Origin of the sequence: Limosilactobacillus viscerum, from assembly GCF_947387525.1 — a bacterium.
Classification (GTDB): domain Bacteria; phylum Bacillota; class Bacilli; order Lactobacillales; family Lactobacillaceae; genus Limosilactobacillus; species Limosilactobacillus viscerum.
In genome coordinates, this window is sequence record NZ_CANDNW010000032.1 from 1 (window position 1) to 18,138 (window position 18,138).

The 18,138-nt window shown below is 46.3% G+C and carries 21 protein-coding genes, 1 pseudogene and 1 other annotated feature; of the genes and pseudogenes, 1 reads left to right on the forward strand and 21 read right to left on the reverse strand.

The features are described from left to right. Positions 1-92: 92 nt before the first annotated feature. From QOS07_RS07965 to polA, 21 genes are all read right to left on the reverse strand, one after another. The gene (locus QOS07_RS07965; RefSeq protein WP_283588437.1) at positions 93-1,562 is read right to left on the reverse strand and encodes a HAMP domain-containing sensor histidine kinase; all 1,470 of its coding nucleotides are present in this window, start codon (positions 1,560-1,562) and stop codon (positions 93-95) included. 15 nt (positions 1,563-1,577) lie between these two features. Continuing rightward, on the reverse strand, positions 1,578-2,264 hold the full coding sequence (locus QOS07_RS07970) for a response regulator transcription factor (RefSeq protein ID WP_283588438.1): 687 nt from the start codon (positions 2,262-2,264) through the stop codon (positions 1,578-1,580). A gap of 186 nt (positions 2,265-2,450) precedes the next feature. Continuing rightward, positions 2,451-2,630, reverse strand: coding sequence for a 50S ribosomal protein L32 (gene rpmF, locus QOS07_RS07975; protein WP_003715340.1), 180 nt, complete (start codon positions 2,628-2,630; stop codon positions 2,451-2,453). 51 nt (positions 2,631-2,681) lie between these two features. Beyond that, positions 2,682-3,236 (reverse strand): DUF177 domain-containing protein, encoded by a 555-nt coding sequence (locus QOS07_RS07980; protein ID WP_283588439.1) that lies wholly within the window; start codon positions 3,234-3,236, stop codon positions 2,682-2,684. Between the two features lie 113 nt (positions 3,237-3,349). Continuing rightward, positions 3,350-4,483, reverse strand: coding sequence for a nucleotidyltransferase (locus tag QOS07_RS07985; RefSeq protein ID WP_283588455.1), 1,134 nt, complete (start codon positions 4,481-4,483; stop codon positions 3,350-3,352). An 8-nt stretch (positions 4,484-4,491) separates the two neighbouring features. After that, positions 4,492-5,232 (reverse strand): class I SAM-dependent DNA methyltransferase, encoded by a 741-nt coding sequence (locus QOS07_RS07990; RefSeq protein WP_283588440.1) that lies wholly within the window; start codon positions 5,230-5,232, stop codon positions 4,492-4,494. Then, positions 5,232-5,588: a ribosome silencing factor gene (rsfS, locus tag QOS07_RS07995; RefSeq protein WP_283588441.1), complete on the reverse strand. Its 357-nt coding sequence runs from the start codon at positions 5,586-5,588 to the stop codon at positions 5,232-5,234. Before rsfS ends, QOS07_RS07990 begins: the two co-directional genes overlap by 1 nt. Beyond that, positions 5,589-6,203: a bis(5'-nucleosyl)-tetraphosphatase (symmetrical) YqeK gene (yqeK, locus tag QOS07_RS08000; protein WP_283588442.1), complete on the reverse strand. Its 615-nt coding sequence runs from the start codon at positions 6,201-6,203 to the stop codon at positions 5,589-5,591. Then, positions 6,200-6,841, reverse strand: a complete 642-nt coding sequence (locus QOS07_RS08005) for a nicotinate-nucleotide adenylyltransferase (protein WP_283588443.1) — start codon at positions 6,839-6,841, stop codon at positions 6,200-6,202. The genes yqeK and QOS07_RS08005 overlap by 4 nt, the downstream gene beginning before the upstream one ends. Positions 6,842-6,856: 15 nt before the next feature. After that, the gene (gene yhbY, locus QOS07_RS08010; protein WP_283588444.1) at positions 6,857-7,168 is read right to left on the reverse strand and encodes a ribosome assembly RNA-binding protein YhbY; all 312 of its coding nucleotides are present in this window, start codon (positions 7,166-7,168) and stop codon (positions 6,857-6,859) included. 12 nt (positions 7,169-7,180) lie between these two features. Next, on the reverse strand, positions 7,181-8,299 hold the full coding sequence (yqeH, locus tag QOS07_RS08015; protein WP_283588445.1) for a ribosome biogenesis GTPase YqeH: 1,119 nt from the start codon (positions 8,297-8,299) through the stop codon (positions 7,181-7,183). Further along, a complete protein-coding gene (locus tag QOS07_RS08020) occupies positions 8,292-8,822 on the reverse strand; it encodes a YqeG family HAD IIIA-type phosphatase (protein ID WP_283588446.1) in 531 nt (176 codons plus the stop codon). Before QOS07_RS08020 ends, yqeH begins: the two co-directional genes overlap by 8 nt. Before the next feature lie 128 nt (positions 8,823-8,950). Then, on the reverse strand, positions 8,951-9,304 hold the full coding sequence (gene rplT / locus QOS07_RS08025) for a 50S ribosomal protein L20 (RefSeq protein WP_283588447.1): 354 nt from the start codon (positions 9,302-9,304) through the stop codon (positions 8,951-8,953). A gap of 43 nt (positions 9,305-9,347) precedes the next feature. Then, positions 9,348-9,545 (reverse strand): 50S ribosomal protein L35, encoded by a 198-nt coding sequence (rpmI, locus tag QOS07_RS08030; RefSeq protein ID WP_283588448.1) that lies wholly within the window; start codon positions 9,543-9,545, stop codon positions 9,348-9,350. A gap of 26 nt (positions 9,546-9,571) precedes the next feature. After that, positions 9,572-10,084 carry a translation initiation factor IF-3 gene (gene infC / locus QOS07_RS08035; RefSeq protein WP_003715336.1) on the reverse strand — a complete coding sequence of 171 codons (513 nt, stop codon included), beginning with the start codon at positions 10,082-10,084 and terminating at the stop codon, positions 9,572-9,574. A 44-nt stretch (positions 10,085-10,128) separates the two neighbouring features. Further along, positions 10,129-10,262: a sequence feature (ribosomal protein L20 leader region), on the reverse strand. Between the two features lie 46 nt (positions 10,263-10,308). Continuing rightward, complete coding sequence (dnaI, locus tag QOS07_RS08040; protein ID WP_283588449.1) at positions 10,309-11,250, reverse strand: primosomal protein DnaI; 942 nt, start codon at positions 11,248-11,250, stop codon at positions 10,309-10,311. A 15-nt stretch (positions 11,251-11,265) separates the two neighbouring features. Continuing rightward, the gene (locus QOS07_RS08045; protein WP_283588450.1) at positions 11,266-12,627 is read right to left on the reverse strand and encodes a DnaD domain protein; all 1,362 of its coding nucleotides are present in this window, start codon (positions 12,625-12,627) and stop codon (positions 11,266-11,268) included. 11 nt (positions 12,628-12,638) lie between these two features. Next, entirely contained in the window at positions 12,639-13,109 is a 471-nt protein-coding gene (gene nrdR, locus QOS07_RS08050) for a transcriptional regulator NrdR (RefSeq protein WP_283588451.1), read from the reverse strand. Positions 13,110-13,153: 44 nt separating this feature from the next. Beyond that, on the reverse strand, positions 13,154-13,753 hold the full coding sequence (gene coaE, locus QOS07_RS08055) for a dephospho-CoA kinase (RefSeq protein WP_283588452.1): 600 nt from the start codon (positions 13,751-13,753) through the stop codon (positions 13,154-13,156). Position 13,754: 1 nt separating this feature from the next. After that, on the reverse strand, positions 13,755-14,588 hold the full coding sequence (gene mutM / locus QOS07_RS08060) for a DNA-formamidopyrimidine glycosylase (RefSeq protein ID WP_283588453.1): 834 nt from the start codon (positions 14,586-14,588) through the stop codon (positions 13,755-13,757). Between the two features lie 18 nt (positions 14,589-14,606). After that, positions 14,607-17,264, reverse strand: a complete 2,658-nt coding sequence (gene polA, locus QOS07_RS08065; protein ID WP_283588454.1) for a DNA polymerase I — start codon at positions 17,262-17,264, stop codon at positions 14,607-14,609. Between the two features lie 121 nt (positions 17,265-17,385). On the opposite strand from polA, the pseudogene QOS07_RS08070 reads away from it, so the two are divergent. Next, positions 17,386-18,036, forward strand: a pseudogene (locus QOS07_RS08070) (YoaK family protein); the annotation flags it as partial. Between the last annotated feature and the right edge of the window lie 102 nt (positions 18,037-18,138).

Genomic DNA, 18,138 nt, shown 5'->3' on the forward strand with positions numbered 1-18,138 from the left:
TAAAAACCGGATGATGAATTGTTCAAAAAATTCATCATCCGGTTTTTATTTTGGACTAGGAGTTTTTTCCCAGCCTCTTCTTCCATTTTTTATCATTCTTCTGGATCATCAATGATTGGCAGTACAACCTTAAAGAGTGATCCAGCACCTAGTGAGCTTTCCAGACTAATTTGACCATGGTAGCCTTCAACCAGCCGCTGGGCAATTGACAGCCCCAGGCCGTTGCCACCCTTCTTACGGCTACGTGCCTTATCAACCCGGTAGAAGCGGTCAAAGACCCGTTTAGCGTCTTCCGGTGCAATTCCTTCACCAAAGTCCTGAACACCAATTTCAACAGTATTCATCCCCCGGGAAAGGGTTAGGTGAATTTCCTTCCGGTCATTAGAATACTTAACCGCATTGTCGCAAAGGATTACTAGTACCTGTTCAAGGTGGTCACGGTAAATATTAGCCGTGATTTTTTCATCGACATCATCGTCAAGGGTAAAGGTAAACTCAGGATAAAGCATCTTGAAGTTATTAAAGACCTGGTGGACGACATCGTTGACTACCGTGTGCTGGTTGCGGAAGTTAATCTCAACTTGTTCCGCCCGGCTTAACTCCAGCATCTCTTGAACCAGGTTCTTCATCCGCTTCGTCTCAACTAATGAGGCGTTTAACGAATCATCAAGTACCTGCGGGTCATCTTTCCCCCACCGTTGCAACATTTCCAAGTGCCCCTGGATGATTGCTACTGGTGTCCGCAACTCATGGCTAACGTCACTAACGAACTGACTTTGCTGGTCAATATAGCGCTGCATCCGGTCCAGCATTTCGTTAAACATGTCAATCAACTCAGACATTTCATCATTTCGGTTAATCGTTGGGACCCGAATTTCTTTCGTTGGATCCTTGCTGATAACCTTAACCGTATCGTGAATGTCCGACATTGGCCGTAACAAAAAGTAAGAGAGAAAGTAGCCAAGCAGTCCACTAGCCAATACCACGAGGCAGAGGGCCATGATGCAGACCAGCCGCAGTTGACTATAGCTCTGGGTATATGAGTTTAAGTTATTTTCAACCTGCAGGTAGCCAATCACTTGACGGCTCTTTTCCGAATAAATCGGCATATGGCCCACAAGGATCCGGTGGTTTGTCCCCCGGTACAACTGAACCTGGCGCTCATTAACCAGTGACTGTTTAACATCTGCCTTCCCCGTTGAAAGGAGGTTCTTTCCCTGGGGATTATAGATATTAACAATCAGGTGCCCATCACTTAATTCCTTAATCACGGGGCGCCGATAATCAGCACCGCTAACCAGTGAATGATCATTCTCCGGGTCAACCACCCGGTCGATGCTCCGCCTAGTTAAGGGACCATTATTTTTAACCAATTGCTGGCTAATATTAGTCATTCCCTGGTTTAACAGTGATCGTTCCTGCCGAAATAAATTTTGTGTAAAGGACGTAAACATTGCTAGTGTCACAATGAAAAAGATAATTAGTGAACCTAGCGCCGTCCCAAATGCCCACTTCAACCGCAAAGAAACAAAGCGTTTACTCTTCTTTTTCTGATTCTCCATATGCATTCACGGATTCTAGGAACGGATCACATAACCAGTACCCCGGACAGTTTGGATGTAACTCTTTTCACCAGGACGGTCGATCTTATTCCGCAGGTAACGGATATAAACATCAACAACGTTCGTTTCAACCTTCGAATCATATCCCCAGACCTTACTCAATAACTCTTTCCGTGACATTACGACGTTGATGTTTTCCATCAGGATCAACAGCAATTCGTATTCACGCTTAGTAAGGTTGATGACTTCATCACCACGGCGAACAACCCGGTTTTCTTTTTCAATCGTCAAGTCCTTGTAGTTAACCGTCGTCTGGTGTTCCTTATTGTTGCCATCTTCAATGCTAATCCGCCGTAAGAGTGCCCGTACCCGCGCGAGTAATTCTTCAATGGCAAATGGCTTAACAATGTAGTCATCAGCACCATGGTCAAGGCCAGAAACACGGTCGATTACCGAGTCACGAGCCGTCATGATGATAATTGGGGTATCCTTTAGTTCACGAACCCGCCGTGCAACTTCAATCCCGTTTAATTCTGGCAGCATTAAATCCAGGAGGATAACGTCAAAATCCTGGTTCAATGCTGCGTCCAATCCGGCGCGCCCATCTAATTCAACGTCCGTATCATAGCCTTCGTGCTTTAGCTCCAAGTTCACGAAGTTTGCTAAATTCTCTTCATCTTCAATAATTAAAATACGACTCATCAAATTCACCTACTAATTTCTACATGGATTTTCTCATTAAATTAACACAACAATTTTATCACAATTCTTTAATTAACCCCAGTGATAGCGGAAACAAAATCCTGATAATAAGCAGTAGATAATTTCTTTAAAATAAAAAAAACCATCCTAGGTCCGGCGCCTAAAGAATGGTCTTTATTTAATAAATTAGTTGTTAGTGTTAACAACTTGCTTGCCATCGTAGTAGCCACAGTTAGGGCATACCATGTGGGACTTGCGAAGTTCACCACAGTTTGGGCAAGGAGTTAAGCCAGGGACGTTCAACTTAATGTGACCCCGACGCATACGCTTCTTAGCTTTTGAAGTCTTCCGTGCTGGAACAGCCATGTTTGACACCTCCTAGAAATAAATTATCCACAAATGGTTTTTAACCGTCCGCTACTTTTTATCATCCTGATCAGGCAATAACTTTTTTAACTTCGCGAGACGTGGATCAACTTTTTTATCTTTCTGCTTGTCAGCTTCATAGTCATCTTCCGAGATAACCGACCAACCCTTACCATTCGGCATTGGTTTTCCAGCCTTCTCATCAGCAGAAAGTACCCGCAACGGCACCTGCTCAACAATATTTTCCGCTAAGGCCGTATCAAAATCAATTAACTCACGATCCTTAAGCAAGAAGACGACTTCATCGTCCTCGTACCGGGAGAAGTGGCTGCGATCATCAATATAGGTCTCAGTGAAGTTAAAGTCAAGTGGCAACTGAACGGGTGTCAACGAACGACTTGATGGAACCGTCAACGTCGTCTTAACGTTTGCGCTAACGGTTACATCACCATCGTCATAAGTTACATATCCGTCAACCTTGACAGAGGCAACCCCCAAGATAATGTCCGGAAATAGCTTCGTTAATGATGCGTTCAGGTCAAAAGTACTTTCAATATGAAGTGGTTCGTTTTGATAACGATGTAGTTCAGATATCGACCATTTCATCGTACTAACCTCCTAATGCAACATGTACAATTATACTAGTCTAACCCAGCAGTTGTCAATGCTTTTTCCTTGACACTGCTTTGAGCTAAACACCTTCTTGATTCTACCATACTTTACCGCAAAATAATGGGGGCATGCTTTAAGTCTTGCTCGACCGGGGTGAACGTTTGGTATAGCTTCCCGGCCCGGTAATCAAGGTTACACAATCCATCACGCAGATCCTGCCCCACCTTCGTAAACATGGGGATATTAACCTGCTTTTTTACCTGGTGAAGGTATGCTTGACCCCGCCGATTAAAGCCCAGGATATGGAGGTAGGGCTGGTTGACATGCTCTGCCAGTTCCTTTTCCCTAACTTGCAGGGTAGTATACAGGCACAGCCGAATTAGGTGCGCATACGTGTACCGCTTCGTCTTTATCCCATGAATGAAGTGATCAAAATCTAGTGACCGTTGTGCCTGCTCCTTCATCCGGTATTCTAATCCTTCAGCCATCTGGTAAGTTTGCCGTAACTGTTCAACCGGTGCTTGAATTAGTTGGTTCCGCAACATTGGGTATAACTTTTCCCATGTTGGGACCCTCTTCACCGCCGCTAATGAGACTAGCATCTCTGCCGGAATAGTTTCCTGATAATCATTCCCTGTTAGCATCGCCTGGCGAATTGCGCTCGCACTAGCAATTCTGCCGGAGATTTGTTCATCATGGTAGTCACTTCCCCGCCGCTTAATCGGCTGAAGGTCAAAAGCATAATGGTGGTTCTCGGCTGCCTTGGTATAGGCAAATGCTAAAATGTCGTTTGGTTCTTTTAAACTAACTCCGGTTGCCTGCATTAACTGGTCATTAAACTGGGTCGCGTACGTTTCCGTATACTGCTTTAGGTCACGCTGGTCAAAGGTTTTCGCCGCCCTTACCAGTGAGCGGAAATCCCACTGGGGGTGTTCGGCACCGAAAGCAACCGCACTAACACCCATTTCACTCAATAATCGCAGTGCTCCCGCTGCAAACCGGTGGGCCGGCTGGCAAGCATAGAAAAATGGTAGTTCAATTACCAGGTCAACCCCGCTAGCAAGGGCTGCACGGGTTCGCTCCCACTTATCAACCACGGTTGGTTCACCGCGTTGTGTAAAGTCACCACTCATCACCGCTAACGTAACGTCAGCTGCCGCTTGCTTTTTAGCCTGCTGAACATAGTAAGCATGACCATTATGAAAAGGGTTAAATTCCACAACCATTCCCACTGCACGCATATTCTCACCTACTTCTGACATTCGAAGAACCATCGTGTTGTATCAGGTTTAACCTCATCATCACCAAAATTAGCACTAACCGCAACCCGCGAAAAACCGGCTTCGTGGAGGGCCTCCTTAACCGTTGCTAACTCATAGCTCCGTTCAAAATGCGTCTCCCCTACCCGCTGGTAGTTCCCGTCAGTCAGGCGAGTAAAGAAGGTCAGCTCGTGGATAACACCATGTTCAACGTCATCATCGGCAAAACTCTGCCACATAAATGCCCGCCGGTGGTCCTCATCCTCGTAGTTATACATGTATCCTGGATAAACCACATCTGTTTGGTACGGGCTGATAATATCAAACAAGAACTTGCCATGAGCCGTTAGGTGGTCCGCCACCTGACTAAATGACTGCTTTACATCTGCTAAATTATCAAGGTAGCAAAAAGAATCCGCAAAGCAGGTTACCGCATCATAAGTGGGAAAACCGGTTAAGTTACGCATGTCAGCTTCAACCAGCTGTAGGTCAACCCCGTTTTCTGCCGCGTGTTCACTAGCGATACTGAGCATTTCGGTCGAAAAGTCAGCTACCGTAACGTTGAGTCCCTTTTTTGCCAATAAACAAGCTAACCGGCCTGCCCCACCAGCAAGATCCAAAACGGACTTGCTGTCAGAACCGAGCCGGTTAAGCGTATAATTGCACCACTGCATATAAAGTTGGTCATCAAATAACTCATCGTACAGCCGGGCGAAACTCTGGTAAATCATTAGTCATCTACCCATTCGCTCAAATTAACGAGCGGTGCTTCTGACCACAGTTTTTCCAGGTTGTAGAATTGCCGGGTTTCTTCACGGAAGACGTGAACTACGACATCACCAAGGTCAATCAGGACCCACTTAGCATGGTTCTTCCCTTCAACACTACCGATGTTAACGCCCTTCTCATGGGCCTTTTCAATAATTGCATTAGCAATTGCTTGTACTTGCCGGTCAGAGCCACCAGTCATGATTACAAAGTAGTCCGCCATTGGGCTAATTTCATCAACCTTTAGTGCGGTGATGTCTTCCGCCCGCCGACCATCGGCAGCCTTAACAACCATTTCTAATACTTGCTTACTATCCATTTAATCAATCTCCTTTTGGTAGGCCGGTACCCACGCATTGTAAGTTTCTAATGTCTTCGTGTAAACCGGACTATTTCTTTCAACGAGGTATTCAAGGGTTTGCTTTGTTTGGTAGGCAACTCCTGCCCCCAAGTCCTTTGCAGTGATCTCACGGGCCTTTTCTACCCCTGGGAAGTCCCGTGCCGGCTCAATGTAATCTGCCATGTAAATTACCTGTTCGAGTGGACTCATTGTTGCGGCACCAGTTGTGTGGTGACGAACGGCGTTTAAAATGTCTTCATCCCAAATACCGAGCTCATCCTTAATTAATTCTGCACCGACCACACCATGCCAGATGGCATTACCGTAATTCAGCAGTTCTGGGTCTAGACCGCGCCGGTGGATCTCATCGATAAAGTCCTGGTCCGGCCGCTGCTTAGCATAATCATGGCACAAGCCAGCGATACTTGCCTTTTCAATATCAACTCCATTCACCTTAGCCAGCTTAATAGCGGTTTGCTCAACCCGTAAAACATGGTTAAACCGTTTGTCCTTCAGTGCTTCACGCAGGCGAGCCACCAGCTCGTCACGGGTCAATGGAATGTAATGATGAGAATAAGTGATTGTTTCTGTCATTGGTATAAATGATGCTCCTTAATAAACTCGGCCACTTTTGCTGGTACCAAATAGTTAATTGACTGTCCCCGACGAATCCGGGTGCGGATATCACTCGAACTAATATCAACTTCTGGGAGGTCAACCCATACCACCGGGTACTTAGTCTCATTATGTGCATGTGGACGCCGGACACCCACAAAGTGAAAACGCGGTAACTTAATCAGGTCATCAATCCGGAACCACTTATCGAGGTAGTCAACCATATCACCACCGATAATGAAGTAATATTCCGTATCAGGGTGACGCTCAGTCAGTGTTTTCATCGTTTCGTACGTATACGATACTCCGCCGCGCCGCAATTCATAATCTTCAATCCCCAGCAAGGGATTTCCTTCAATTGCCAGTTCAAGCATTTGTAGCCGGAGATCGCCACTCACTGCTGACTTGTGGTCAACATGTGGCGGGATTGCATCCGGCATTAGCTTTACCTTCTCTAAGCAAAGGGCGTGGCCAACCTGGTCAGCAACCAATAGGTGTGCATTGTGAACCGGGTTAAAGGTCCCACCATAAATTCCAACCCGCCGGTGGTGAGTATTAGTTACCGGTTGTGCCTGAACCGCCGGCCGGGTTTTTGAATAAACTTGACAGCCCTGCATAATAAGCCTTCCCTACTAAACTTTAGCAACTTGGTCAGACAGGTTGCGCATATCCTTGTTTGCTGAAACCTTGAACAGTACTAACACCCGCCCAATCGTCTGAACAACTTGAATATTAGTTTTGCTTTCAATAAAGTTCTTCACTTCAGCGGTCGTTACGTCAGCGTTTTGTAGAATATTAACCTTGATCAGTTCGCGCCGGTCTAAGGCACCATCTAATTGCGCCAACCAGTTATCGCTTAGGCCTTCCTTGCCAACCGCAAAAATTGGTTGCAAGTGGTTTGCCCGCGCCCGTAAAAAGCGCTTTTGCTTTCCTCTTAATTTCATTTTATTACCTCATTAAATCATTGCTTTACGCACTAGCGCCCCGACACCTTTTGGTACCCAGGCAGCCACGGTTACACCTGCAGGAACAGTAATCCAGCCTAGTCCTTCAAAGACAATGTCACTCTTCTTATTTACCCGGAACTCTTCCCGCTCCAGTGGTGGGAAGTCCGCTACTTCATCTGCAGTCGGTGGTGTTAATAGGTCACCAAGATGGCGTTCATAGAAATGATCAGCATTAGCCAATTTCGTCCGGTGGAGCTTCAAATTATTTTCAAAGTAGGTGACGAAACCTGACCGGGGACCCTTTTCAAAATCAAAACGAGCAACCCCGCCAATAAGGATCGTTTGCTCGGGGGATAGTTGGTACGTCCGGGGCTTAATTTCCTTTTGCGGCGCCACAATCTTCAAATCCTTAGCAGACAAGACATGGGCCATCTGGTGCGAGTGGATAATCCCTGGTGTGTCAACCAGTTTGTGTCCATCATCAAGTGGGATTTCAATCTTGTCCAGAGTGGTACCAGGGAAACGGGAGGTGGTAATCAGGTCTTTTACCCCTGTCCGTTGCTTAATAATCTGGTTGATTAAGGTTGACTTACCAACGTTAGTAACCCCGACTACGTAGACATCGCGACCGTGCCGGTAGCTTTCAATCGTATCCAACAGCTGATCAATCTCATGGTTTTTCTTGGCAGAAACCAGTACCGTCTTAATTGGTCGCAATCCAGCTTGATTGGCCTGCTGCCGGATCCAATCGCGGAGCTTTGACCGCCGCAGGGAACGGGGAAGCAAATCTTCCTTATTTCCAACTAACAGAATTGGGTTATCCCCCACAAAGCGATGCAGTCCAGGGATTAAGCTACCATTAAAATCAAAGATATCAACAACATAAACAATTAGCGCGTTCGCATCCCGGATTTGGCTCAACAACCGTAAGAAATCGTCATCGGTTAATGAAACCGGTGCGATTTCATTATAGTGCCGTAAGCGGAAGCACCGTTGACAGTATAATTCATCGGTTTCTAGTCCTTTCTTAATTGCCGATTGGGGAGTGTAGCCGGGAGCGGCGGGATCATCAGATTGAATTACCGCACCGCAGCCAATACAACGCAACTCATCATCTTGTTCAGTCATTCAAATCCTCCTGCCATTGTAAATCTGGGTACTCATTTCTTAACTTATGCCAAACGATTCGTTCGAAGAAGCGGTTAATCCGTGTATCCCATTTATCGGTATCAAGCAGTGGCTTAACCAGGATACTGCGAACTCCAGCTTCATTAGCGGCAATCATGTCGGTCATCAACTGGTCCCCTACCATGACAACTTCTGACTTTTTCAAGCCTAGCTTCTTTCGTGCGCGTTCAATTCCGAAGCTCAATGGCTTTAATGAACGGGAAACGAATGGCAAGTCCAGGTTCTTGGTTGCCTTTGCTACCCGGGCCTTACTGTTGTTGGAAATAACAATCAGTGGAATTCCTGCCTCCTTCAGTGAAGACATCCATTGTCGTAACTCAGGGGTACCATCGGGATTATTCCAAGCAATTAGTGTGTTATCTAGGTCACTAAAAACCGCCCGAATTCCCCGTTCCTTTAACTGGTCGGGGGAAACTGCGTAAATTGTATTTACCATCCAGGTAGGTTTAAATTTATCTAGCAATATTGCACCTCATTAATTTATTGTTAGGTTAATTATAGCGATTATAAAATAGGGTTTCAATCAATCGCCACAAAAAGCAATCAGTAACAAAAAAGTCACCCACCAACGATGGATGACTGTGAATAGATTTAGTTGAGTACCTTCTTGGCTTCGTCAACGATTGCAGTGAATGCCTTTGGGTCGTTAACAGCCAGGTCAGCCAACATCTTACGGTTGATGTCGATGTTAGCAAGCTTCAAGCCATGCATTAACTTGCTGTAGCTAATGCCGTTGATCCGGGCACCAGCATTGATCCGGGCAATCCAGAGTTCACGGAACTTACGCTTGTTAACCTTCCGGTCACGGAAAGCGTAAACGTAACTCTTCATTACTTGGTCCTTAGCAGTCTTGAATAAACGAGACTTAGCACCACGGTAACCCTTTGCTAACTTCATAACGCGCTTACGACGTGCACGCGTAACAGTTCCACCTTTAACTCGCATGTTGAAATCCTCCTACGTATTTTAATTATTTAATCTTGAAGTTTTACTTGAATGGCATTAACTTCTTGTAACGCTTTACGTTGGACTTGTCCATCATGCTCAAGCCACGTAATTGACGACGTTGCTTCTTAGTCTTACCGTGGAAACGGTGGCTAGTGAATGAGTTACCACTCTTGAATCCACCTTTAGCAGTACGCTTAAAACGCTTAGCAGCAGCGCGGTTTGTCTTCATCTTTGGCATAAGATATTCCCTACTTTCCTAAAATTCTATTTCTTTGCTTTATCAGCAGCTGGGGCCAGAGTTAAGAAGATGCTCCGACCTTCCATCTTTGGACGTTGGACAACAGTAGCGATGTCTGAAGTTTCTTCAGCCATCCGTTCAATCATGTCACGACCGATATCCTTGTGTGTAATAGCACGACCACGGAAACGGAGTGAAACCCGAACCTTGTCGCCCTTTTCAATAAACTTACGAACCCGCTTTAACTTAACGTTGAAGTCATTCGTATCAATTGATGGGCTCAGGCGAATTTCCTTAACCGTCACCGTCTTTTGCTTCTTCCGAGCTTCCCGCTCTTTCTTTTGCATTTCGAAACGGTACTTTCCGTAATCCATAATGCGGGCTACCGCTGGACGGGCCTTTGGTGCAACCAGTACCAGATCAAGGTTGGCATCTTCTGCCAGTTGAAGCGCTTCACGCTTGGACTTGATCCCTAATTGTTCGCCATCTTGGCCAATTAGCCGCACTTCACGTGCACGAATACCGTTGTTGACAATCATATCTTGTGCTATGGCAACGCACCTCCAATTTTATTAGCGAAAGATCAAAGCAAAAAAAGCGGGTTGCATAACGCAACCCGCTCAATAGTAGCAGACCTCTTTCGTCTGCTCAATTTCATCTCGTCAGCCCGGCGACCCTTGTCACCTAGGCGAGAAGCGGGTGCTTCTGCTTTTTCTTTCAACGTTTACTAGAATACCTAATCTCTTATTGAATGTCAAGGTAATTATCCCTTTGACCGTAAATTTTCTCCAGTCATCGGCATTTCCCGGGATAAGAACTTAACCCGTTCCATAATCCGCTGCGCCTTCAGTGGCTCGTGGTCACCCTGCGTATCAATTGCCAGGTGGTTTTTCTCCAGCTCATCCATTGAGAAGTTAGAGCTAAAGAAGGTCGGTAATTCTTCTTGCATCCGGTATTCAAGGATAATACCAAGAACGTCATCACGAACCCACTTGCTCATCGCGTCAGCACCAATATCATCTAACATCAGAACCGGTGCCTTTTTCACCGCCTCTAATTTTGCACTAGTGCTGTTGCTCTTAATTGAGTTCCGCATCTCAACCGCAAAGCTTGGGAAGTGGAGCATGGTCGTAGCAACTCCCTTTTTCTTGGCCAATTCATTTGCAATTGCGCCGAGGAGGTAAGTTTTCCCCACCCCAAAATTACCATAAAGGTAGAGGCCAGGAATAAAGTGGTCCGCGGGATAACTATCGGTAAATTCAATGGCCGCTTTCAAAGCTGCCATCCGGGTAGCAGTCTGGTGCTCTTCATCAATAAAGAAATTATCCAGTGAAGCATGCTGGATAAACTTCGGCATGTTAATTGAGCGAACCAGACGCTGAATGTGGCGTTGACGTTCCTTTTCAATTAGCTGCTGGGTAGGCACGTAGGTGACATCAATTTGACCAGAATTTAACACTAACTGTGGTGAATAGCCAGGAGCAACCGTTGCCTCACCTTTGGCCCGTAGTTGTTTTTCGTGATAAAACTCGTACAACTTTGACTGACTGCTCTTCACCATTTCCCGGCTAATCTGCTCCTTATTCTGCATTAAGAAAGATTTGACATCCGGATCGGCCAGAACCCGCTTCATCAGCTCGGTGACATTTGCTGCCACGTTCCGGTTCTTCATTACTTCCTGGAGTGATTCACTTAACGACTTCATTAATTCCACCACCTTTTATTGTTGTTTTCGTTTTGCTAGTAATTCTTGAATTGCTTTAACTTCTTCTTTTGATGCCTTCCTGTTACGCTCTTGCTGGCTCGTCTTTGACCATTCCGGCATCTTCTCTTCAATTTTTTCGCGCCGGTAGCTATTCTTCCGCCGCTTCCGACCACTAGCAAAGTTATCGCTCTTTTGCCGGTTAAACTGCTTTAACTGCAGGAGCGCACTTTCACCATCATACACGCCCGCCTTAATCCAACTATTAGCAATTGCATCGACAAAGTTAGCCTTCAACGTTGCATTGCTGAGCTCCGCAATTATGTACCACGACAAAATATTAATGACCTCGTTGTTTAACTTGGCATCAGCTACTAAGTGGGTCAAAATATGCCGTTCATTGGCGGTAACATAACCACCAGTCTGCTCCTTTAAGCTTTGCAAGAAGTCAATCGGCGAATACCGACCGACACTCTTCAGCAATTGCTGGTCCTTAGCCGTTAGCTTGGCATTTACCATTTGCTTGTCTGAGCTTTTCACAGCTGCCGTTGCCGGTGAAGCAGTGGCCCGTTGGTAACTAGCGGCGACAACTTGTTTAAATTTAGTCGGATCAAAGTGATTATCGGCGAGGTTTACCGCCCTTAATATGAGTCCCTTCATCGTTGGCTCATCAATTCCGTAAAGCTGGTGTTCAACCTCAACCAAGCGTTGGTGCCGCTCCAAGTCTTTTTTTACCACCGGCTGGCCATCCAGTAGCTGGTAGAGGGTGGGCCAATCAAAATTGCTCGTTCCCAAATCACGCGGTGTTTTTTCAACTGTATTTTGCTGACGAGCCGTGGCAATCGTCTCTGGTGTTGAGATGACTGACTGGGAGGCAACATGAAATTCATCTAAAAAGTGGTGGCTAACATCAGTAAGTTGCGGGTGGGAAGCCAATTCATAACGGTGCGCCCACTTACTAAGGCGCTTGAAGCTGGCATCCCCCACCGCTTCTAAGAGAAGGACACTCAAAAGGTCATCCTCAATAAAGCCGACTGGTGTTAACGTTGGGTGCAACTGGTAAACATTTAGCGTTCCCTGGTCGTCATTCCCCACTAACGTTCTAACTAAGCCAACTGCTTCAAGACGGTGAAGAGCATGGGCAATCTGGCTGCTTCCTGAATTTAACTGGCGAATGATATTCGACTGTAACCGGCGATCACCCAGGGTCGGATTGTCAAGCAGTTGCTCCTTGAGGGCATAAAACAGACTAAAGGCAGTTGGCCCCAAGACCGGTTGGTAGAAGCTTGTGAACGTCCGTGAGCTAAAGTTAACAAAATCACTTGCTGCCGTCACGATAAATCCAGCTTGGGGGTCAAACTCACCTTGCTGTGCTGCCATGCTTTCCCCTCCTATTTTTTATCCTTATGATCAGTCTTCACCATCGTTTCCAGCTCATTCATAAAGGCGTCAACGTCCTTAAACTGCCGGTAAACACTGGCAAAACGAATATAGGCGACTTCATCGACATCCTTTAATTCATTCATGACGTACTTACCAATTAGTTGGCTGGAAATTTCATTTTCACCCAAGCTGCGAACTTTCTTTTCAACTTTATCCGTTAGCTTAGTCAGGCGTTCCATACTGACCGGCCGCTTTTCTGCTGACCGAACAATCCCATTTAAGATTTTCTGACGGCTAAACTCCTGACGGGTACCGTCTTTTTTAATGACGAGTAAAGGTGTTTCTTCGTACCGTTCAAAAGTGGTAAAGCGGAAGCCGCAATGAACGCACTCCCGGCGCCGGCGTATAAAGCTGCCATCTTCGCTTGGTCGACTGTCAACTACTCGTGACCCGTTGCGGTGACAATGTGGACACTTCATGCGCTTACCTCCTTAAAATTACTTAATACCTTATTGTACCATAATCAAACGGATTTTAATCGTTTAACCAACTGGGCCACCTGGGTTTGGAGCTGTTGGCAATCACCATTATTATCAATTACCAGGTCAGCTAATTTTTCCTTTTGCGATAACGGCATCTGTGAATCAACCCGTTCTTTCGCCTCTACTCGTGAATAGTTGTCCCTGGCCATTAGGCGGACCAGTTGGTTTTCATAATTAACCGCAACTACCACTACCAGGTCGCAATCCTCATCATAGTGCTGTTCAAACAACAGGGGTGCATCAAGGATAATTGCCGGCATTCCTGCTTTTTTCAAGTCATTTATCTGGTCGAAAATGGTATCCCTAATTAGGGGCTGCATCACCCGGTTAAGTTCCTGCCGGGTATCCGCATTGCTAAAGGCCATCTGCCCTAACCGCTGCCGATCTAGCTGACCAGCAGCGGTCAAAATTGATTGGCCAAACTGGTCAACTAACCGTTCAAACCCGGGTTGACCCGGCTGCTGCAAACGGTGGACAACCAGGTCGGCATCAACAATTGGAAAGCCAACCTGCGAAAGCATCTTGCTGACCGTTGACTTACCGCTAGCAATTCCGCCAGTTAGTCCCACTAACTTTGTCATCTTAATCCTCCACTAGTGGTTGGCAGTGAGGGCAAAAAGTCGTTCCCCGCTCAGCCACCTTAATCTTAACCATCTTCGTGCCACAACGAGGACACTTATCACCACCATGACCGTACGCGTTCAGGCGGTCTTGGAAGGCCCCAGCGTCACCAAAAGCGTTGGTAAAACTGTGGACAGTGGTGCCCTTATACTTAATTGCCATCGCCAGTTCCTGAATAATATTGTCATGCAGGCTTGCAACCTGTTCGTCCGTTAAGGTATTAGCCGGTTGTTCGGGGTTGATTTTACTCATCCACAGAACTTCATCGACGTAGATGTTGCCAAGCCCGGCGACATGGTGCTGGTTTAAGAGGAATGGCTTAATTTTCCCCCTGCTCCGGTGCAGCTCATTCTTAAAGAAATCAAGCTTAAAGTCTGCAGCCGTTGGTTCAGGGCCGATTGTCTTTAATCCGCCAACCGTCATCTCTTCGCCGGTCTTCACAAGGGTCATCCGACCAAACTTACGGGTATCGTGGTAGCAGAGCTCGGTCCCATCGGTAAATTGAAAGACAACGTGGGTGTGCTTATCAATTGGGCCCCCAATTGGCTGGTTAAAGTATTTCCCTTCCATTCGTAAATGCGACACCATCGTCAGGTGATTACTAAAGCGGAACAAAAGGTACTTGCCACGCCGGTCAACATCCTCGATGGTTTGGCCAATCAGTGCCTGCCGGAATTGCTCGACATCGTTTGTAATGGTCTTCCCGTAGTAAACATCGATGGCGTTGATCTTCCGGCCCTTTGCAATCTTCAGTAGTCCACGCCGGACGGTTTCAACCTCTGGTAATTCTGGCATTTTATTTCGCCACCTTTACTATTTTAAGTCGTACCATGTGTCGCCAACCTTGCTCTCCACCTTCAGCGGAACGTTCAGCTTAACGGCGGAATCCATTACTTGTGGTACCAATTTTTTCAGGACCGGAATTTCGTCTGCTGGTGCTTCAAAGACTAGTTCGTCATGGATTTGCAAAAGCATCTTGGCTTTTAACTGCCGCTTTTCGATCTCTGATTGCATCCGGATCATCGCAATCTTAATGATATCTGCCGCACTTCCCTGAATCGGGGTGTTCATCGCTGTCCGTTCAGCAAAGGAACGACGGTTAAAGCTCTTTGCGTTGATGTCTGGCAGGTAACGACGGCGATGGGTAATGGTTTCAACATAACCGTGGTCGCGAGCAAACTGGATCGTTTCATCAATGTACTTCTTTACTCCCGGGAATTCCTTGAAGTAGTTTTGAATAAACTCATGGGCCTGTGACCTGGTTACGTGGATCCGCTGGGCTAAGCCATAGTCACTGATTCCGTACACAATTCCAAAGTTAACCGCCTTTGCACGCCGCCGCATGTTCCGGTCAATTTCGGCTCCGGCTGGTAAGTGGAAGATCCGCCGGGCAGTGCTGGCATGAATATCTTCACCATTCTTAAAGTCTTCCTGCAGGTTCTTATCACCCGTAATATGGGCTAGTACCCGTAATTCCACCTGTGAGTAGTCAGACGAGAAAATCTGCCACCCCTCATGACTTGGCACGAACGCTTTACGGATTAACCGTCCTTCTGGTAGGCGGACAGGAATGTTCTGCAGGTTAGGGTCAACAGATGATAAGCGGCCAGTTTGGGTTAAGGTTTGCAGGTAGCGGGTATGAATCTTCTGGTCACTTGAATGAATAACCTTCAGCAAGCCGGTGATGTACGTCGACTGCAGCTTTGAAATCTGCCGGTATTGTAAGATCTGCTCAACGATTGGCGATTGGTCGGCTAACTTTTCCAGGACGTCAACCGCTGTCGAGTAACCCGTCTTGGTCTTTTTGATTACCGGTAACTTCAATTTTTCAAAGAGGATGTGCCCCAGCTGCTTGGTGGAGTTAATGTTAAACTCTTCACCCGCTTCATCATAAATCTGCTTTTCAATATCAGCGAGCCGCTCGGTCAACTTGCTCCCCATATTCTTAAGAGTTTGGGCATTGACGTGCACACCCGTAATTTCCATTTTCGCCAGGACCCGGGTCAGTGGCAGTTCAATATCTGTATATAGCGGTATCTGCTTGTTTTCTTCCAGTTCCTTAAAAAGCTTATCCTTTAGTTCATTAATTGCACGTGCCTTTTGCGCCAAGTGGTTAAAGAAGACCTGGTCGTCATCCGGAATTGCACGCTTGGCACCCTTACCATAAACTTCTTCATCGGTTGGCACGTCATGGTAGTCATGCTCTAGGGCAACTTGACCAAGGTCATTACTGTTATCATTCGTGTTCAGTAAGTACGATGCTAATAAGAGGTCAAAATCAATATTTTGCAAGTTGATTCCAAGCCGGTGTAAACCAACGATTTGCGCCTTGGCATTAAATACGTTCTTGGCCACCCTCGTTGATTCCAGCAACTCCTTTAACGGGGCTTCTTTAAGTAATTCCGCATCCCGGCTTACCAGCCACTTCTGTCCGTCCCCAATTACAAAGCCAGCAAATGGTGAAGTATGGTAGTTTGGATCGGGCATCTCGAGGAAGAAGCTCAGTTCACCATCAAGGTTACCTAATTCATCCGCAAGGTTATCCCTGGTGAATTCGGTGAATTCAACTGGCTTTGCCTGTTCCTCTTCACTGGGTTCGACGTTCATCTTAGCAAGGAAGGACTTAAAACCCATTTGCTGGTAAAAAGCAATTAGTTCTTCAGTTTGTTCACCCTGGTACTGAATATCCTTGAGGCCAATCTCAAGCGGCGCGTCACGAAGGATCGTGGCCAAGGTTTTACACTGCTTAGCAATGTCTTCATCCTCAATCAAGTGTTCCTTCATTTTGCTCTTTTTCAAGTCATTAATATTATCATAGAGGTTTTCGACGGAGCCAAATTGTTTTACTAACTTAATGGCAGTCTTCTCCCCGACCTTCGTTACACCGGGATAATTATCTGAGGTATCACCCATCAGTGCCTTCATATCAATAATCTGTGTTGGAGTAATCCCTAACTTTTCTTCGACATGTTCTGGCGTGTAGTGCTCAGTATCAGTAACCCCCTTATGGGTAACGGCAACCGTCGTATGGTCGCTGGCCAGCTGGGTTAAGTCACGGTCACCAGTCACGATCAGCGTCTCATAGCCGGCTTCATCCCCCTGCTTTGCAAGAGTCCCGATAATGTCGTCGGCCTCATAATTTTTCAATTCATAGCTATGCAGGCCGCAAGCCTTAACCAGCTCACGGACGTAAGGAAACTGCTCAGTTAGCTCTTCAGGTGTCTTATTCCGGCCACCCTTGTAGTCATCATACATTTTTGTCCGGAAGGTAACCTTGCCGGCATCGAAGGCGACCAGTGCCGCATCCGGGTGGAAGTTGCCAAGGACGTGGTCAAGCATCAGTTTGAACCCGTAAATTGCGGCTGTATGCAAGCCATCCTTATTAGTAAACTTGTCAATCTGGTTGTGCATTGCAAAGAATGCCCGAAAGACAATGCTGTTACCATCAATTAATAATAATTGCTTTGCCATTATTTTCCGCTCCTTCTCTTGTTGTAATAATTGTACCAAAGATTAAGAACCACCGTTAGTTTCCCGTTTTGCGATTTAATAATATAATAAGAACATTGACCAAAAATAAAGAAGGGATCTTGTGGATAAATTACTTAACTCCCGCCACGCTGAAGAGGCACGTCTCTTTGCCATTATTATGACCTTTTGCGGCGGCTTTCTCGATGCGTTTACCTATATCCAATGTGGACACACCCTCGCTGCCGCACAAACAGGGAACATTATTTTCCTGTCAGCGGCCATTGTAAACCACAACCTCATTGGGATCATCGACCGTTGCGGGGCCATTGTTCTATATGTATTGGGGATTGTCACTGCAATTACAATCCAAAACCACGCTAAGTACTGGCGGATCATTTGCCTGCTTCCTATTCTAGCAATCGGTGTCTTCGTCGGGGCGATGCCGGAAAGCTTCCCCACCTATCTATCCGTTGGAATGGTCTCCTTTGGTTTGGCACTCGTCAATACCGCCTTTAGCAAGGTAGAGGGGCTTGGTTATAGCAGTGTCTTTACTACCGGGAACATCAAAAAGTTTGTTGTTGCGTGGACCGAGTACTTCTACCAGCGGAAGCAAGAAGATTTCCTGGTTGGTTTTAATTACTTGATTATCGTTCTCGCCTTTACGGTCGGTGCTATTTCATCAGCACTAATTCAACCGGCACTACGAATGAAGACCATCTGGGTAGCGGTAATAATTATCCTAGTAACCGGCATTTTGTATTATTGCCAAAAAGTTCAAGAAACTAAAAGAGGCTGGGAAAAACTCCTAGTCCAAAATAAAAACCGGATGATGAATTTTTTGAACAATTCATCATCCGGTTTTTATGTACACAGG

Bases quoted from the DNA above. Each gene is read 5' to 3' on its own strand.
- infC (WP_003715336.1), bottom strand. From the start codon at position 10,084: ATGATTGTCAACAACGGTATTCGTGCACGTGAAGTGCGGCTAATTGGC.
- QOS07_RS07985 (WP_283588455.1), bottom strand. From the start codon at position 4,483: ATGCGTGCAGTGGGAATGGTTGTGGAATTTAACCCTTTTCATAATGGT.
- QOS07_RS07980 (WP_283588439.1), bottom strand. From the start codon at position 3,236: ATGAAATGGTCGATATCTGAACTACATCGTTATCAAAACGAACCACTT.
- nrdR (WP_283588451.1), bottom strand. From the start codon at position 13,109: ATGAAGTGTCCACATTGTCACCGCAACGGGTCACGAGTAGTTGACAGT.
- QOS07_RS07990 (WP_283588440.1), bottom strand. From the start codon at position 5,232: ATGATTTACCAGAGTTTCGCCCGGCTGTACGATGAGTTATTTGATGAC.
- mutM (WP_283588453.1), bottom strand. From the start codon at position 14,588: ATGCCAGAATTACCAGAGGTTGAAACCGTCCGGCGTGGACTACTGAAG.
- rsfS (WP_283588441.1), bottom strand. From the start codon at position 5,588: ATGGATAGTAAGCAAGTATTAGAAATGGTTGTTAAGGCTGCCGATGGT.
- polA (WP_283588454.1), bottom strand. From the start codon at position 17,264: ATGGCAAAGCAATTATTATTAATTGATGGTAACAGCATTGTCTTTCGG.
- yqeH (WP_283588445.1), bottom strand. From the start codon at position 8,299: ATGACTGAACAAGATGATGAGTTGCGTTGTATTGGCTGCGGTGCGGTA.
- yqeK (WP_283588442.1), bottom strand. From the start codon at position 6,203: ATGACAGAAACAATCACTTATTCTCATCATTACATTCCATTGACCCGT.
- QOS07_RS07970 (WP_283588438.1), bottom strand. From the start codon at position 2,264: ATGAGTCGTATTTTAATTATTGAAGATGAAGAGAATTTAGCAAACTTC.
- coaE (WP_283588452.1), bottom strand. From the start codon at position 13,753: ATGACAAAGTTAGTGGGACTAACTGGCGGAATTGCTAGCGGTAAGTCA.
- rplT (WP_283588447.1), bottom strand. From the start codon at position 9,304: ATGCGAGTTAAAGGTGGAACTGTTACGCGTGCACGTCGTAAGCGCGTT.
- dnaI (WP_283588449.1), bottom strand. From the start codon at position 11,250: ATGAAGTCGTTAAGTGAATCACTCCAGGAAGTAATGAAGAACCGGAAC.
- QOS07_RS08005 (WP_283588443.1), bottom strand. From the start codon at position 6,841: ATGCAGGGCTGTCAAGTTTATTCAAAAACCCGGCCGGCGGTTCAGGCA.
- QOS07_RS08045 (WP_283588450.1), bottom strand. From the start codon at position 12,627: ATGGCAGCACAGCAAGGTGAGTTTGACCCCCAAGCTGGATTTATCGTG.
- rpmI (WP_283588448.1), bottom strand. From the start codon at position 9,545: ATGCCAAAGATGAAGACAAACCGCGCTGCTGCTAAGCGTTTTAAGCGT.
- rpmF (WP_003715340.1), bottom strand. From the start codon at position 2,630: ATGGCTGTTCCAGCACGGAAGACTTCAAAAGCTAAGAAGCGTATGCGT.
- QOS07_RS07965 (WP_283588437.1), bottom strand. From the start codon at position 1,562: ATGGAGAATCAGAAAAAGAAGAGTAAACGCTTTGTTTCTTTGCGGTTG.
- yhbY (WP_283588444.1), bottom strand. From the start codon at position 7,168: ATGAAATTAAGAGGAAAGCAAAAGCGCTTTTTACGGGCGCGGGCAAAC.